The following is a 16,746-nucleotide window of genomic DNA, read 5'->3' on the forward strand; positions in this document are numbered from 1 at the left end:
ATTTACAAAAATATTGTATTCAGAAGTCATTCAACTGGTGCAGATTTTCTAAAATGTGCTGGTCCAGTCGAGCCCTCAGAAATCATAATGAATTCTAATGGACTTTGCAGTTTATCACAAATTTTGTAATTTTCTTCATCAAAAGCAATCTGCTCAGTTAATTATTATGGACAATGATTTCACTTATACCTTCATCGAACCTGACAAAGAGCTCGCAGATTTTGTTGAAAATCTGGGAACTTTTCAGAACCTTTCGGATGAAGCGAAAGAAGTGGTTATCATTCCTGACGGAAGAATTGATTTATTTTTCTCACAGTCGGCTTCAGAGCCATTTCATATTACCCTTCTCGGACTGGAAACCTATCCTGAACAAAGGTATATCGATCCCCATACAACAGCTTTTATCGTTAGTTTTAAACCTCTTGCTGTGGAATATATTTTAAATACCTCCATTGCAGATTTATTGAATATCGGAAAAGAGCTTTCTCCTGATTTCTGGAATTTTAAAAGTGATGACTTAAAGGATTTTAATCATTGCTGTACGAAAGCCACTCAAAAAATACAAGCGTTGCTACCTCAAAAAGCAGATGAAAGAAAAATCAAACTTTTTGAATTGGTGTATGCTTCAAAAGGGGAAATGAGCGTACAGGAACTTTCAGAGAAAACAGGCTGGAGCAGCAGACAGATCAACCGGTACTTTACCAAACAACTTGGTTTGTCATTAAAAGCCTACTCTACTATTTTGCGTTTCAGAGCATCATTGGAACACATTGCTCAGGGAAGACTTTTCCCGGAACTCAATTATACCGATCAGAATCATTTCATCAAAGAAGTAAAGAAATTTTCAGGAGTTGCTCCTAAAGAATTATCCAAAAATAAAAACGACCGATTTGTACTATTATCTGTATTGAAAGGAAAATAAATTTGCATTGTAAAATTTAAATCAACAATGCTGATAGACAATAAATCAATAGCAATCGTTGGTGGTGGCCCTGCAGGGCTTACACTGGCAAGACTTTTACAATTAAAAGGTGCAGATGTAAAAGTATATGAAAGAGATTTTAATAAAAATGCCCGTGTACAGGGCTCCCCTCTTGATATGCATGAAGATTCAGGTTTGGCTGCCATACGCAAAACAGAACTTCTGGAGGAGTTTAAAAAGACTTTCCGTCCGGGTGCAGACAGAACTCTGATCATGAATGAAAAGGCCGAAATATTTTTTAACGATCATGAAACAAAGCCTGAAGAAGATTTTGGACATGAACATTTTCGCCCTGAAATAGATCGTGGTCCATTAAGAAATATGCTGCTGGAATCCCTATTTCCTGAAACGGTAGTATGGGACAGTCATTTTCTCTCTATGGAGCGGCAGGATAAAGGTTGGCTGCTACATTTTAAAAATGGAAATTCTGTGTACGCTGATCTTGTCATTGCTTCAGATGGTGCCAATTCTAAAATCCGCCCTTATCTTACTGATAATAAACCTGTTTATTCAGGAATCATTATGCTGGAAGGAAATATTTCAAAAGAAAATGCCCCTCAGATTGATGCTTTGATCAAAGGGGGAAAAATAATGGCATTCGGAAATTCTCAAAATATTTTACTGGGACAAAAAGGCAATGGAGATCTCGGATTTTATGCAAGTTTTAAAGCAGATGAAAACTGGCCTGCCACTAGCGGTCTTGATTTTTCTGATAGTGCACAGATGCTAAAATGGTTCAAAACAGAATACTCGGAATGGGCTTCTATCTGGGAGGAATTGTTTGAAAATGCTGCAACTCCTTTTGTTCCACGTCTGATTTACTATATGCCGTTAGATCAAACATGGGAAACTCAATCTAACCTCACACTGATTGGGGATGCAGCTCACGTAATGCCTCCATTTGCTGGAGAAGGCGCTAATATGGCTATGCTGGATGCCCTTGAACTGAGTGAATATTTAACGGATAATCATTATAATACTTTACAGGAAGCTATTTCCGGTTACGAACAGACAATGCGAACAAGAGCTGCGATTGCCACGGAAGAATCCCTTGAAAATGGAGAACGAATGCATTCTGAAAAATCATTAGCCACTATGCTTGATTTTTTTAATAGCCATTTGGATTAGTTATCGTCAAAAATCAAAAGGCTGCCTTCTGTTGAAGACAGCCTTTTTTCCCTCTTGAAATAATTCTTTTTCTCTCCGCTTTTAGATCCTGATACGGAGATTCATTCATGCTGTTTATTTTTTGATTAATTTGGTGTTGTAAGTATTTTTCTCATCTTTTATGGTGATCACATACATTCCTTTTACAAGAGAAACTACATTTATTTTTCCATCAATCTTACCTTCCTGAACAAGTCTTCCATCCGCACTGTAAATTTTGTAATCACCTTTACCTTTAAGGTTTTTCACTTCTACAAATGTATCTGCAGGATTAGGATAAATAGATACCTCTGATGATTTTGTATCTACCGTTTCTCTCACAGCAAGGGTGCTAGCAGTAATTTTCACAGGAAGATCCATAATACCTCCGGCCTGGCTTGCCAGCTCACCACATACGCTATTCAAAGCACTCGTCGCGAATTTACCAACCACTCTCATTCTTAACACCTTATCTCCAGAGTAAGAGGTAGCAGGAACGGTGAAGTTAAAACTTGGTAACCCTATATTACCTGCATTCGTTGTCGCTGAAGTCTGCCCTACCCTTTCTGTAGATTCAAATACTCCGTTTCTATTGTAATCAATCCAGGCAGATAGATTTACCGGCATTCCGTTTTGCAACAGATTCCCTATTCTAGGCGTAAGCGTATAGGTACTGCCTTGTGTCAAATTAACAACCTTAGTAAGATCTTCGCTTAAATCTTTATAGGATCTTGCTGTAAGATCACTATAATCAAGATTTGCAACGGTAACTTTTAAGATGGCTCCTACATAAGGTGAACCTGAATTTAAAAGGCAGTAATCAACTCCTGTCTTTAATCCTTTTGTTTTGAATGTATAATTATTAGAGAAAGTCCCGGAAACAGAATTAACTACAGCAGCTACCTGTACTTCATAATTGGTTTCATCTTCTAAATTATTCAGAACTACAGAATTTGCCTGACTCACAGCATTAGACCAATTTCCTGCTCCTGTTTTTCTGTAATTAACAGAGTAAGTAGCTCCCGGAACACTATTCCAGGATACTCTTGCTGTTGTTTTGAAAATCTCAGTATCTGTTGTAGAAATGCCCGTAGGTGCTGATGTAGGAGATGTAGGTGCACTGCCCACATTTATAGCAGGAGAAACAGCATAAAAGATATTTCCTACAGCTGAAACTCTTAGTTTTATAGCTCCATTTATATTTCCTGGCATTTGTGCGCTATAACTTCCGGTGTTTGGTGTTGCAGCAACCAGATTTGTCCAGGTTGTTCCATTATCTGTAGTGTAATCTATTTTCACACTCGCTGTATTATAAGGTGCCGCATTTGTATTGGCAACATCCCAGTAGATTATGTTTACAGCATCATTATACAATATTGAAGATGCAGTAAGCCCATTGAATTTGAACGGTCCATCATTCCCTACGGTCACTGTAGTTGTTGAACTTGAAACCATAGGACGTTGAGCGTTTTGATCTCTTACTGTTACAGCATAATTCAATATTCGAGGGATATAAGATACCGTTTCCCATGTTTGCTTGTCTGTTAGGTTTCCGTTCATAACACTCGCTAGCTTTGGAAAATATCTTCTTCCGTTTGCTGTACCAGGAACTGACCTTGTTAAAGCTCCTTTTGGATTGTATCCCCATCCACTATCCCCTGAAATTGTAGAAAACTCATCTGTACTGTCATTCTGTTCCCAGGTATAGTTTACAGGATCATTTTCGGCATCAGTAGCTGAAGCTTCAAGATAATAAGCGGTTCCTTTAGGAATATTATAAGCTACCAACGGATTAATAGCTGGTGCAGTATTATTGTTTATATTTTGAGAGGCTCCGCAATTAAGTTTATTTTCTAAATTAGTTAATACCTGATCAATGGATTTATAATGGAAATATCCATCAGCATTAGCCTGCACATTATCATACGTAATCCCGGCATAGCCCATAATAGTAGTACCTCCTCCAGGTTCTACATTAGCTCCCTGATTGGCATCTGTGACAGAAGTATTTGAAAATGTGTGATTAGCTCCTAATTGATGACCCATTTCATGAGCTGCAGTAAAGTCGAAAACTTCACCTACAGGAACAGGTCCCTGAGTGTAAGCGGAACCCTTTTTTATTTCAGTATTAGTGGCCGGATCCACACAGACAATTCCGATTCCTCCTGCATTTCCGCTTCTTTCTGCATTTTGGTTAAAAACATGCCCGATATCATAGTTGGCATTTCCAACTACAGAGGTAAGGGTCTGTTGCAGCTGAAGATTTAAATTATTAGAGTAAGGATCTGTTGCCGGATCAAGATAAATGATATCCGGAAGGTTCTGAACGGTTAGATGAGCTCCAAAATCACGTTCAAAAACTCCGTTTATGCGGGTCATCGTATTATTCATGGCAGCCAGTACCACTCCTTTTTTTACATCGTTGGTCGCATTGGCCGGAGTTCCTGCTGCCGTTAATTGATATTGGCTGTATTCTCCTGTAACGGACAATGCCATTCTAAAATCTCTGTATTTTGTATTAGTAGGTCTGCTGGCGATTCCTACTCCCGAAAGCATTTTTTTACCATTCTCTACCAGTTTATTAATATTCTTAAAATCATGTTCTCCGGTATCACATTTAAAGCCATGTTCTCCTTCATCCTTTGTTTTATAGAATACTCCATAAGTTTGTTTATCAGCACTTATCGGTTCTATAAACTGGAATATACCATCTTTAATGATCATAGACTGCATATCATTGGGAGATGTACTGAATCTTACATACTTAGACGGATCATCTACGCCCACTCCTACATATGATCCGAGCTGATATCTTTCGGCCAGTGATACATCCATCACAGGATTGCTATAAACAGCAAATTTTTCAATCTTTCCTTCTACAGTAGGTAAAGAAATAATTACCGGTCTTGCACTTTTCCCGGTTTCTTCAGCATTTCTTAGCATTTCTCGAAGAGATTTCAGATCCACTCTATAAGAATGTTGTACTGCTACTCCTTCTCTTATCTGTGAAGTTTTCTGAGAGACAGATTCCCATCTCTGAGCATTGAAAACCGTAAAACAAGATGCTAATGCACAAACGAATAAAATTCTTTTTTTCATAGATTTATTTATAATTACTTTGGTTGTATGATTAATAGGTTTCTTATTTTTTATCAAAGATCATTTTGGAGTGTAATTAATACCATTTAAAAATTGCCATAAATTCAACAAAACAAAATCAATGATGAGAAATTCACAACAAATCACTTCGCAAAACTTGTATATTCTAAATAAAAAACAAAAATAAATGATACTACACGTATACAACAGCAACGACAATCAATTAATTATCAACCACTTATATTTAATGTCAAATTTTGTCTCAAATAGCTCTGTTTTATCAGTAAGTATTATTAAAAATTGCACCTTCAAAACGGATGAAAAAACAATACTGAAAATCAGATAAAAAAAAGATGAATTAAAAAAAGAATAATCAAAAACATAGTCTAAAAAGGGAGACATCCCAAGAACTCTTGCTCTTTTTCAAAAATAAGTCAACAAATCGACAAGAAATCACAATTATTTAAATATCAGACATTTAAATAATCAAATATACCATGTAGTACCCGTGTAGTATAGTCTTTTTTCTTGTTTCCATTAAAAATTTTCATATTTGACCATTGAGACCACTAAAAAAAACCGAGTGGTGAAAAGAGAATATTTCGAGTACTGTCTGACCTGATAAATCAGACAGTTTTTTTTGGATTATTGTAAGGTATTAAAGAAATGATAAATATCTGTTTCACCCGGAATATTTAACTTTTTTCTGATCCTGTATTTTTTCTGCTGAATACTCCTATGCTGAACCATCGTATAGTTTGCTATTTCTTTAGAAGTAAAATGAAGTTTAAGCATCGCACAAAAAATCAGTTCAGAATTTTCAAGATTTGGGTTAATGGTTAAAAGCTGAGCGATGAACTCAGGGTAAGTTTCTTTAAAGCGATCCAGAAATTCAGGGTCATTTTTTTTACCCAGTTCTATAACTTCTTCCTGCTTATTGTCATTCATTCTTATTTTCAGGTTTTCAGCTTCTATAGCAAGAACTTTTTTCCGTTTCCTTAAAGCAAGAATAATTCTCCAGGCATATAATCCCAGCAGACAAAGACCAATAAACGACAGAGAAACAATCCAATAGATTTTACTTTTATGATGATTAGCATCCTGTTGGGCAACTGTAATAAAAGACTCCATATCCTGATTGATGGTAGCCAGTAAAGAGGTATTGGTCCGATAAAAAGCATCTGTATAGGCTTCCAAATAAAAATAGGCCTTTTCTTTATCACCGGTACGTTCATATAACATTCTGAGATCGTTATAGATATACTTACCATAATAAGCATAGACCCGTTTTGTTTTATCATTGATTTTCAATGCTTTATTCAGAGCCTGTTCTGCCTTATCATATTCTTTATAATAAAGAAAATATTCCCCCATAATGGTATTGGCATAAAGAGCTATTCCGTCCTCTTTACCTCTCATATTGGCTTTGTTATAAGCTGTCGTTATATATTTATAGGCAGAATCCTTGTTTCTCCGTATATAAACATAATCACTGATCGCACAATCTGTAAGACCTGTACCATCCAGTTTTTTCGCTTTATGGAAATATTCAAGGGCCTTTCCATAGTCTTTTTTTTGAACAAGATAAATAGCCTGTCGGAAATAAATACTAAAAAGCAGATCGTTTTTAAGTTCTGACGGATCACTTTTCTTTATAAAGTTCATGGCTTCGTTATTATATTGAAAAGCTTTATCAAGCCTTCGAAGTTCTATATTGAAACGGCCATAGACGTTATAAAATCTGGCTTTGTGTATGTTGTCTTCCGAATTATCCAGAATCTCTTTTGCATTATCAAAGAGAATTTGTGATTTCTGAAAATTTTCCAGGGATATATTGAGTTCTGCCAAATTGATATAGCAGAGTGCCTTCCCATCTGCATAATTCATTTCATCGGCCTTTTTGTAATATCTTTTATTAAGATTAATCAATGAATCATATGCTCCGGCAATTCTGAACTTTTCATTCTGTTTCAGCAAGGCAACGTCAAATTTCTTTTCAGCCTCTTTCTTTGAATGAGAATGGCACGAAACTAAAACAAAAAGTAAGACAGAAAGAAAAATACGCATCATGTGTTTCTCTAATTAAGCTAAATTCCTATATAAATTTATGATTTAACAATGATCTTCTTAAGATAACGATTTTGTATAATTATAATATTTTCAATGGTTATTTCGGATGAGATCAACAATAAAATCTCTTCATAAAACAGAATCCTACTGCTTTTATTGTGATATAATGCTTTATTCTGCTAAGTTTTCAAAAAAATCATAAATATCTGTTTCCCCTGGAATATTCAGTCTTTTTCTGATCCTGTATTTCTTTTGTTGAACAGATTTATGCTGTACAAAAGTATAATCTGCAATCTCTTTGGATGAAAAACGTAATTTCAGCATTGCACAGAAAGACAGCTCTGAATTTTCAAGATCCGGATTAATCTCCAGAAGCGACTTAATAAATTCAGGGTAGAATTCCTTAAATTTCAATAAGAAAGAAGAATCATTCCTTTTAGCAAGTTCAATCACTTCCTGTCGCTGCTTTGTCTGGACATGGTTTTTCAACGTATCGGTTTGTTCTTTTAAAGTATTCTTCTTCTTTTGTAACCTATTAATTATTTTCCGCACATATACCCCTGAAACGGTAAGTACTGTGATAGACAATGCGATAAACAACGGAAGGTCATTTTTATGCCAGTCTGATTCCTGCTTCATTTCTGAAATAAAATCTTCGGTAGCTTTATTCATAACAGCAAATCGTTCTGCATCAAACCTTCCCTCCTCTTCCATATATTTCTTCAGATAAAAATAAGCCTTACCTCCGTCATTTTTTTTCTTATATAATTCTGCAAGCGCTTTGTAAACTTCTTTTATATGGGATGAATAGGTTCGTCTTGTCTTAATGTTGATCTCCAGTGCTTTTTGTAATGCTTTTTCAGCCTGTTCGCTATTATCTATTTCATTATAGTAATATCCCATTGTATAATAAACCCAAAGAGATTCCACATCCGTTGTTTTCTGGCTGATCATTTTTTCATCTGCCCTGGCAATGTATATACCCGCAGAATCAGGTTTATGGGTAAATAAATAATATTGTGCTACCATACAATTGGTATACGCTGAATTTTCCAGCATATTTGCTTTGGTAAAACATTTCAAAGAAGTTCCAAACCATCCTTTCCAAGCATAGTAAATTCCTTTGTTTACATAAAGTCTCGGCAGAAGTTTTTGGGTGAGTTTCGTTTTTTTTGCCTGTTTTAAATAATAAAATGCTTTGTTATTACATTCTATCGCCTTATCATTGAGTTTAAGATGAGAATAATACAGGCTGTAATCATCATAGAAGACTGCTTTATGGTAAGTATTTTCAGAGTTGATCAGGTCTTTTTCGGCTTTATTGAAAAAAAATCGGGCTTTTTCATAATTCCCTGCAGAAACATTTACCCCTGCCATATTCAGATAGCAGAGTCCTTTTCCTCCTGTATATCGCATTTTGGCGGCTTTCTTCAGATATTCTTTATTAAGCTTGACGAAAGCTTCATATTCACCGGACAGCTGAAGTTCTGAACTTTCAGTCAATAGAGATACATCAAAGTTTTCTCTATCTGTATTTTGAGGTTCATTATGACATGAAAATACAACCAAAAATATTCCCATACAGATTGTAAAGGCTATTATTTTCTTTATACCTTCTGAGTTTGTCTTTATATTTTTAAAGATGATTAAGTCAATTTTTCCCATCACCACCACTTTTCCCTATATCTACATATCTACCTATTCACTTATTTGCAAATAAGTTGATATTTTTTTGTCGTTATTTAAATATTATTCCCCAATGAGTGTTATAAATATACATAATTTATCATGTTCCTTATGAAATAAACGAGTTATTTCGCAAAAATGTAACATTCAAATAAAGTAATGTAATATTCCCCCTTTAAACAAACACTTTTCAAAATTTACAGACTGCATTGATGTGCTTTTCTGATCAAAAAAGGTATGTTTTGTTTATAATAAGACTATCTGAAATGAAAATTGTTACAAATAGATGAGATCGTTTTAAAATTTTAACCAATTATATAAAATTCTGTTGCTAAATAAAATTATCTCCATCTTTGTATATTAATGTAAATGAAAACCTGATCAGCATGAATATTATTAGCTATCGAAAACTTCTTCCCGAAGAAAGCAAAACATACCGAACAATCCGCCTGGAAAGTCTGGAGCAGTTCCCGGAATCATTTGGAGCCAATTATCATGAAGCTCTGAAAATTGAAAAATTTCAAATAGAAAGCGATATTGAAGAACAGACTTTTGGAAGATTTGTATTGGGTGCCTACGCAAATGATCTGCTTATAGGCATATGTACTTTTGTTAAAAGTGACGAAAACTCCGGTACTATTTACCAAATGTATGTAAAAAAGCAATTTCAAGGAAAGAATATAGGTCAAGGATTGATTGAAGCTGTTATTCATGAAGCAGGCAGACGATTTAATGATATTGAAATTTTTTTAGAAGTTGCTCCGGGAAATGATAAAGCTTACAATTTATACAGAAAGACAGGATTTTTGGAAGTAGAAAACAATTCTGCCCAAGATATCAGCAATTGTATTATGATGAAATATATGCCTAAATAAAAATTGAATACCCCTCAAAATCCTGATGCAGAAACCTAGTACTGCATAGTTAAATATTATAATGGAATCAGGCTATTTACTAAATTTAACAACAAAAAAAGGATACAGCTATATACCATACAATGTATCATTAATTTTTTAAGTTAAATTAAAACATGAAAACGGAAAATTTTGAAACAATATGTGATGACGGTATAAAGCTTAAAGGTATTCTTCTTATTCCGGATCATCCAAAAGCAGTAATTCAGTTTAACTGTGGCACCGGAACAAAAAAAGAATTCTATTTGTCTTTCCTTACCTATCTTACTGAAAATGATTTTCTGTGCTGTCTTTGGGATTACAGAGGAAGCGGAGATTCTTTTTCCGGAAATCTGAAAACCTGTGAGTTTACCTTTTCAGATTATGGAGTAAAAGATATGCCTGCCATCAAAGATTTTTTAAATAAAAAGTTTCCCGATCTTCCGTTTATGATTGTAGGGCACAGTGCCGGTGGGCAGCAAATCGGATTTATGAAAAACCTGGATAATGTAAAGGGAATGATCAATTTTGCTGTATCTGCAGGCTATTATATGAATATGCCGTTCTCATACAGAATGAAGGCCTATTTTTATTTTTATATGTTTGTTCCCATAAGTGTTCTGATGACAGGATACGTAAAAGCCAAAACCTTTGGATTAATGGAAAACCTGCCCAAAAATGTAGTATATGAGTGGCGAAACTGGCTTGAAAAGAAAGATTATTTTTTTGATGCTCAATTTTATGGTACCACTGTTCCTATAGGGCATTTCAAGAATTATACATTCCCCATTCATCTATTCTGGACTACCGATGATACCATTTCAAGCCAGAAAAACACCGAAACATATTGGAAGCATATTGGCAGTAAAGAAGATATCACTTTCACAAAACTGGTTCCTTCAGAATTAGGATTGAAAAAAATAGACCATTTCGGTTTTTTCAAAAAAAATATGAAAGACAGGCTTTGGATACATGTCGTAGATAAATTAAATCATTTTATTTAAACATGTAATTCTGAATGTATTCATCTCAACTTGTATTGATATCACAAAATTAAAATCTCAGTATAAAGAAAAACGGACAAACCATTATAAAATAGTTTGTCCGTTTGTTGTGACCCGGCTGGGATTCGAACCCAGGACCCATACATTAAAAGTGTATTGCTCTACCAGCTGAGCTACCGAGTCGGACACTTACTTTTTTAAGCAAATCCCTTTGTTTAAGGGACTGCAAAGATAGAAACTTTTTCAGTAAATCCAAATTTCTCTCCGTTTTTTTACTTAAAAAATTGAGCAAAAAAAACAAAAAAATGACAAGCTCTATAAACTGATCAACATCTAAATCATCATTCCCTTTTCATAAACATTTGTTTATTAATCGATTTATATCCCAAAGTACTACCAGCAGCGATTCAACGATTTTTTAATCTTTGAATCACCAATCATTCAGCTTGGCAAAAGTATTGTGGTCGGAGAAAATCTATCAAAGAGATTCGTGAAAAAAATATATAATGGACATATTATACCTAGTATCAATTGTTATTATTACAACTGCATTTCCTAAATACAAACAAGCTTCTGTGATACATACACATATGATGTATTTATGATGTATGCTTGGTGTATATATGATGTATATAAAAACAAGACCTTGCATTATTTCTAGCCATAAATTTGCATTAATCTTATAAATAAAACAATTTTGAAATGAAAAAAGAACTATTACTAGCAAGTATGCTCGTTACCTGCACCCTTGTAAAGTCTCAGGTGGGGATCAATACCCAAAATCCTCAGGGAATATTTAACATTGACGGATTAAAAAATAACCCGACAACAGGAATTCCTACGGCCATTCAGATGAAAGATGATGTAATGGTAGCTTCCAATGGTAATCTGGGATTAGGAGTTACAAGCCCCGAAACAACATTGGATGTAAACGGTGCGATAACCCATCGGGAAACCGCTTTACCCGTTTCTGGTAATGCTGCTACAGTACCCACTAATGTAAGTCAGGTACAGCTCACAGGTGCTGCAACAGGAACAGTAGTGATTACTGCACCTGCTGCTCCTAATGCTGGTCAGCTTCTTTTAGTGTATAACAATACTACCGGAGGATTTGGGGCTACATTAGGAGGAGTTACCGTTCCCAATGGAAAAGCTCTGGAATTTGTTTATAGTAATTCATCCTGGATTTCTACGGAAGGCGGTCTTTTGGGAGCAACTCCGGTGAATATCTATACAGCAGATGGTACTCTTACAGGCAACAGAACAGTAACCACAGGGGCTAACACCCTCGCATTTACAGGAACTGCTTCAAATGCATTCTCTGTAGACGGCACTACCCTTTCCGTAGATGCAGCCAATGACCGTATAGGAGTGGGAACAACCACTCCAGATTCTAAACTTACAGTCAGTACCCCGGATAACAGTTATGGTTTCAGCCATACCAATGGTACAATAAGGCTGAAATCTTTTATTGGAAGCGGAGTTGCTTCTTTTGGAACTTCTACTAATGATGATATGAGATTTATGACAAATGCCTCTCAAAGAATGACTATTACTGCCGGGGGAAATGTCGGGATAGAAACAGTAACTCCTCAAAAAAAGCTGCATGTTCACGGATCATTGCAGCTTGATGATGAACTTAGCCTCGGAGGTACTGCCACTACTGTAGGATCAGCAGGAACTGCGGGGCAGGTACTTAAATCCAATGGCCCCGGGACATCACCTTCCTGGCAGACATTAGCAGGTGTTCCGAATGCTACAGGAACAGTAATTGCGGTGAATGGACAGTTTTTAGTGGCTCAGGAAATATCTGTACAAATGACTAATGACTTTACAATAAGTGGAACTGGTCCAGCCTTTCCTATAGGAAATTTAACCAATGAAATTATAGACAATGAAAACCTATATACAGGTTCATCTGCTAACAATTCATTTAAGGTGTCGGCCGATGGTGTTTATTTGATAACAATTAATGTCCAGTTATATACCACTAATGGTACTATCCCAGCAGTTGGCATCTGGGATAACGGAACCGCCAGCTGGGTGGCTCGTGTGAATGACTATTATTCAGCACCGACAAACCTACTACAAACTTATACCTTAATTACTTCTATTCCTATGCTTGCTTCGACTACTTATTCATTCAGAGCAGCAAATACAGCTGATACAGTAATAAGATCTAATAGTATAGGAAGTACAGGTTCTGGCCCTGTCACACAGATATCCGTGAAGCGATTAAAGTAAAATTTACAAAACAGATTCATTAGTTGTGAAAAAGCGAATTCAAACACTAAAATTTCTGAAAAAATCATTTTGTTTAAAAATCATTTTGTTTAAAGTAAACAGGTCGGGTTGTAACTTAAAATTATGACTCTGCCTGTTTTTCCTTTATTAACAAAAGACATCTTGATTTTCTTAAAGTCAATATTCCTTATTCATATTGGAGTTTCTTTATTATCTGCAATATTGGTTTAACATACAGGATAAAGATAATAGGAATTCAATTAGTTATCATTGATTTAAAATTGAGATATTGATCTGATAAAATAATACAAATCTATTTCAGTATCAATGTACAGTTTTTTACGTATTCTATATTTTTCAGAAAAACGTTAATGTGTTTTAGAAATCAACAACACTTATGTAAGAATCGGTAGTACTGTCAGCTAAAGCATTCAAAATAACCATAAATGTTATTCTTGCAGGTAAATGATGTAGATATAATGTACCTCTTATTTAGACAACGATAGAATTAAATATTAGTTTTATAGAATTTCTATTTCTTATTATCCTTCAAAGAAACCAAGTTCTTATAACATATTTACTTTTCTTCAGCCAGAGTATTTCATGAACCTCCTAATTAGTATTGCTTCTATTTCTGGCTGAAGGTTTAAACTGATCATATACAATAAAATTATTATCAGATCTGTTTATTAAAATTCACTCCCGATATCACCTCTGCTGCCCCTTCAAATAAAAAAGACAAACCATTAAAAATGATTTGTCTATATGAAGTGACCCGGCTGGGATTCGAACCCAGGACCCATACATTAAAAGTGTATTGCTCTACCAGCTGAGCTACCGAGTCGGACACTTACTTTTTTAAGTAAATCCCTTTGTTTAAGGGACTGCAAAGATAGAAACTTTTTCTTTACTTACAATACTTTCGCAAAATTTAACGAACTGAATTTTGCTAACTTTTATAAAATCAGCGACAAAAATTTTACGCTCTGGAGCAGATTGGTTAGTTTGAAATTCAAAGATGAACAAAAAGGCTTTCAATGAAAAAATGAGCACTTCACTGAATCTCTTGTTTATCATGATTTATTACTACAAAAATCTCATTTTTAAAAATTTGAAACAGCCTTACAATCAATAATTTGTTTTTTTCAAATAAATTCACTATATTGATATATGAAAAAAAATGAACGTCAGGACAATATAACACACGCTGGCAAAATTAACGAACGAACAAAAGCATTGGAAGTCCTTGAAAAAGCGAAAAAAATACAAGGAAAAATTACATTTCTCCGTCAGGGAGCCGGGAGAAACTTTAAGCCCAAAAATGAGGAGTAAAGATATAACTGAATTTCAATTGCAAAAGTACGAGTACAATCAACTGGTCCGTTAATTTAAATAATCGGCCATTTTGAAACATTATAGCAAACACTATAAATAAAAAACCTGCAAATTATTTTTGCAGGTTTTTTTATGCTTTTGAAAATTCTCATTTTCACATTGTGACCCGGCTGGGATTCGAACCCAGGACCCATACATTAAAAGTGTATTGCTCTACCAGCTGAGCTACCGAGTCGGCCACTTACTTTTTCAAGTAAATCCCTTTGTTTAAGGGACTGCAAAGATAGAAAAACCCTCTTTAAATCCAAATTTTTTCAAGCTTTTTTATGATAAATTTTATTCTTTAAAATTTAAACACCTGTTTATAAATCATTTACAGATTACATTTTATTCATTAAAAATATAAGGTATAGTTTTCGCTGATTATACAATCGGCGAAAACTTTTAATTCAAGATTGTATATTTTAAAGAGAATTTTCAGATTTTCTGTTGTGATATTCAAAAATCTCAATAATGCTATCCATTGTCTCCTTACCGAGATGTTTTCCAATCAGATAAAGAGCAGCGTCAATTCCAGCGGTAATTCCAGCAGTAGTTATCAACTGTTCCTGATCCACATAACGGACATTTTTAACCACATTAGCTTCCGGATTATATTGTTCTAAAGTATCTAACAACATGCTATGGGTGGTGATATCATGATCTGCGAGGATCCCCGTTCCGGACAATAGCATACTCCCTGTACATACTGTAAATACAATAGTTCCGGTATCATAATGAGTTTTAATCCATTGTAAAACGGTTTCCTGAAAATCATTATCCTTAAGGTATTTCATAATATGTTCAGGATTTGCTCCCGGAACCACAATCATATCCGGCTTAGGACAGGTATGTATATCGTAAGTAGGAATAACAGCCATCGTATTGGCTTCCATATACACCGGTTCTTTTGTTTTTCCGACCGTAAAGCAATGATAAGAGTTGGGATGTACAACATTCGCCTTAACGAAAACATCCAAAGGCCCATTTAAGTCAAGAGCTTCTACCTGATCATAAATTAAAAATGCGACATTCATTGTTTTAGTGTCTTGTTTCATAATTCTTTTATTTTTAAGATGATTATTTTTTGGATAAAGACATAGTTCTTCCCTACCGATCATTGATAACGATCAGTTTCATTTTAAATCCGTAAGAGAAAAAATTTATTCTGTAGTTTTAAACGCTTTCCGGTATTGAGCCGGAGAAAGGGAAATATTTTTAAGGAATACCCGGCGAAGCGAAACGGCATTGCTAAATCCACATTTAACGGCAATCATGTCAACACTCATCTCAGTATATTCCAGCATATTTTTAGCCTGATCCAGTCTCATTTTTTCAAGAAACCGGCCGGGAGTCATTCCTGATTCTTTTAGAAATACCCTGGAAAAATTACGGGGACTCATATTCAGTGACTCAGCGATATATTCTACTGTTATGGCTTCATTCAGTTTATCTTTCAACAGGTCACGAACTTCTTTTGTAAAAGGAGACATTATTTCATATTCCGGCAGCGCATCTCCAAACTGAGACTGCATTCCGGATCTTTTTAAAGGCAAAACAAGATGACGGGCAACTTCTGTAGCCAGAGGCTTTCCAAAATCTTCTTCTAAAAGTGCCAGTGCAAGATCCATCCCGGAAGAAACACCTCCTGAAGTATAGATAGGTTTATCACAAATAAAAAAAGGATTGACATTCACTTCCAGCTTTGGATAACACTTTTGAAGTGTATCTGCAAATTTCCAGTGGGTAGTTACCTGCTTGCCATCCAACAGACCTGCTTTGGCAAGAACAAATGCCCCAACGCAGACAGATCCCAGCCGTCTTACATCTGATTTTATATTCTGAAGATAATGATAGAGATCATGGCTGATTTCCTCCAGTACACTCAACGTTGTCCCTGCTACAAGCAAAGTATCTACAGCGAAATCAATATCATAAATGGTATGGCTGCATGATAATGGCATTCCTGAGCTGGAATAGATAATCTTCTCTGATGTTCCGGAAACGAGATATACATGATAGCCGCTATCCTCTTTATCAATGTTCAGAAAACGGTTGGCTGCTGTAAAAACATCCCATGGTCCGGCAATATCAAGCAGCTGCACCTGTGGTAACGCCAGAAGTACTATATTTTTTATTCCTTTATGTTTTCCTTCTTTCTTCATATCTCGTTCTGTATGAGTACAAATGTAGAGAGAAAGGATCTTGTCTGCAATGACAAAAAACATACAATTCCGGCCAGAAGTGT

11 protein-coding genes and 3 tRNA genes are annotated in these 16,746 nt (G+C 35.2%); 6 read left to right on the forward strand and 8 right to left on the reverse strand.

All coding sequences use genetic code 11. The features are described 5' to 3' along the window. The first annotated feature begins 97 nt into the window (after positions 1 to 97). On the forward strand, positions 98 to 922 hold the full coding sequence (locus REB14_RS20535) for a helix-turn-helix domain-containing protein (RefSeq protein ID WP_309523145.1): 825 nt from the start codon (positions 98 to 100) through the stop codon (positions 920 to 922). 27 nt (positions 923 to 949) lie between these two features. Beyond that, positions 950 to 2,110 (forward strand): FAD-dependent oxidoreductase, encoded by a 1,161-nt coding sequence (locus REB14_RS20540; RefSeq protein ID WP_079241312.1) that lies wholly within the window; start codon positions 950 to 952, stop codon positions 2,108 to 2,110. A gap of 114 nt (positions 2,111 to 2,224) precedes the next feature. On the opposite strand, the gene REB14_RS20545 is transcribed toward REB14_RS20540, so the two are convergent. From REB14_RS20545 to REB14_RS20555, 3 genes are all read right to left on the reverse strand, one after another. Beyond that, positions 2,225 to 5,227, reverse strand: a complete 3,003-nt coding sequence (locus REB14_RS20545; RefSeq protein WP_145953229.1) for a reprolysin-like metallopeptidase — start codon at positions 5,225 to 5,227, stop codon at positions 2,225 to 2,227. A gap of 645 nt (positions 5,228 to 5,872) precedes the next feature. Next, the gene (locus tag REB14_RS20550) at positions 5,873 to 7,297 is read right to left on the reverse strand and encodes a tetratricopeptide repeat protein (RefSeq protein WP_309523146.1); all 1,425 of its coding nucleotides are present in this window, start codon (positions 7,295 to 7,297) and stop codon (positions 5,873 to 5,875) included. Positions 7,298 to 7,468: 171 nt separating this feature from the next. Further along, entirely contained in the window at positions 7,469 to 8,962 is a 1,494-nt protein-coding gene (locus tag REB14_RS20555) for a tetratricopeptide repeat protein (protein WP_309523147.1), read from the reverse strand. A gap of 407 nt (positions 8,963 to 9,369) precedes the next feature. Here REB14_RS20555 and REB14_RS20560 point away from each other — a divergent pair, with 407 nt between their 5' ends. Together REB14_RS20560 and REB14_RS20565 are read left to right on the forward strand one after the other, a co-directional pair. Next, positions 9,370 to 9,858: a GNAT family N-acetyltransferase gene (locus tag REB14_RS20560; protein ID WP_309523148.1), complete on the forward strand. Its 489-nt coding sequence runs from the start codon at positions 9,370 to 9,372 to the stop codon at positions 9,856 to 9,858. 155 nt (positions 9,859 to 10,013) lie between these two features. Next, positions 10,014 to 10,880, forward strand: a complete 867-nt coding sequence (locus REB14_RS20565; protein ID WP_309523149.1) for an alpha/beta hydrolase family protein — start codon at positions 10,014 to 10,016, stop codon at positions 10,878 to 10,880. A 110-nt stretch (positions 10,881 to 10,990) separates the two neighbouring features. On the opposite strand, the gene REB14_RS20570 is transcribed toward REB14_RS20565, so the two are convergent. Next, positions 10,991 to 11,063 (reverse strand) — tRNA-Lys (locus tag REB14_RS20570). A gap of 519 nt (positions 11,064 to 11,582) precedes the next feature. Here REB14_RS20570 and REB14_RS20575 point away from each other — a divergent pair. Beyond that, positions 11,583 to 13,124 carry an autotransporter outer membrane beta-barrel domain-containing protein gene (locus REB14_RS20575; protein ID WP_309523150.1) on the forward strand — a complete coding sequence of 514 codons (1,542 nt, stop codon included), beginning with the start codon at positions 11,583 to 11,585 and terminating at the stop codon, positions 13,122 to 13,124. Positions 13,125 to 13,895: 771 nt separating this feature from the next. Here REB14_RS20575 and REB14_RS20580 read toward each other — a convergent pair. Next, a tRNA-Lys gene (locus REB14_RS20580) sits at positions 13,896 to 13,968 on the reverse strand. A 326-nt stretch (positions 13,969 to 14,294) separates the two neighbouring features. Here REB14_RS20580 and REB14_RS20585 point away from each other — a divergent pair. After that, on the forward strand, positions 14,295 to 14,456 hold the full coding sequence (locus REB14_RS20585; RefSeq protein ID WP_309523151.1) for a hypothetical protein: 162 nt from the start codon (positions 14,295 to 14,297) through the stop codon (positions 14,454 to 14,456). Between the two features lie 165 nt (positions 14,457 to 14,621). Here REB14_RS20585 and REB14_RS20590 read toward each other — a convergent pair. From REB14_RS20590 to REB14_RS20600, 3 genes are all read right to left on the reverse strand, one after another. Then, positions 14,622 to 14,694: transfer RNA gene (locus tag REB14_RS20590), tRNA-Lys, on the reverse strand. A gap of 229 nt (positions 14,695 to 14,923) precedes the next feature. Next, the gene (locus REB14_RS20595) at positions 14,924 to 15,556 is read right to left on the reverse strand and encodes a DJ-1/PfpI family protein (protein WP_309523152.1); all 633 of its coding nucleotides are present in this window, start codon (positions 15,554 to 15,556) and stop codon (positions 14,924 to 14,926) included. Between the two features lie 105 nt (positions 15,557 to 15,661). Continuing rightward, positions 15,662 to 16,663: a GlxA family transcriptional regulator gene (locus REB14_RS20600; protein WP_158521350.1), complete on the reverse strand. Its 1,002-nt coding sequence runs from the start codon at positions 16,661 to 16,663 to the stop codon at positions 15,662 to 15,664. Between the last annotated feature and the right edge of the window lie 83 nt (positions 16,664 to 16,746).

Origin of the sequence: Chryseobacterium metallicongregator (assembly GCF_031324065.1) — a bacterium.
Lineage (GTDB): Bacteria > Bacteroidota > Bacteroidia > Flavobacteriales > Weeksellaceae > Chryseobacterium > Chryseobacterium metallicongregator.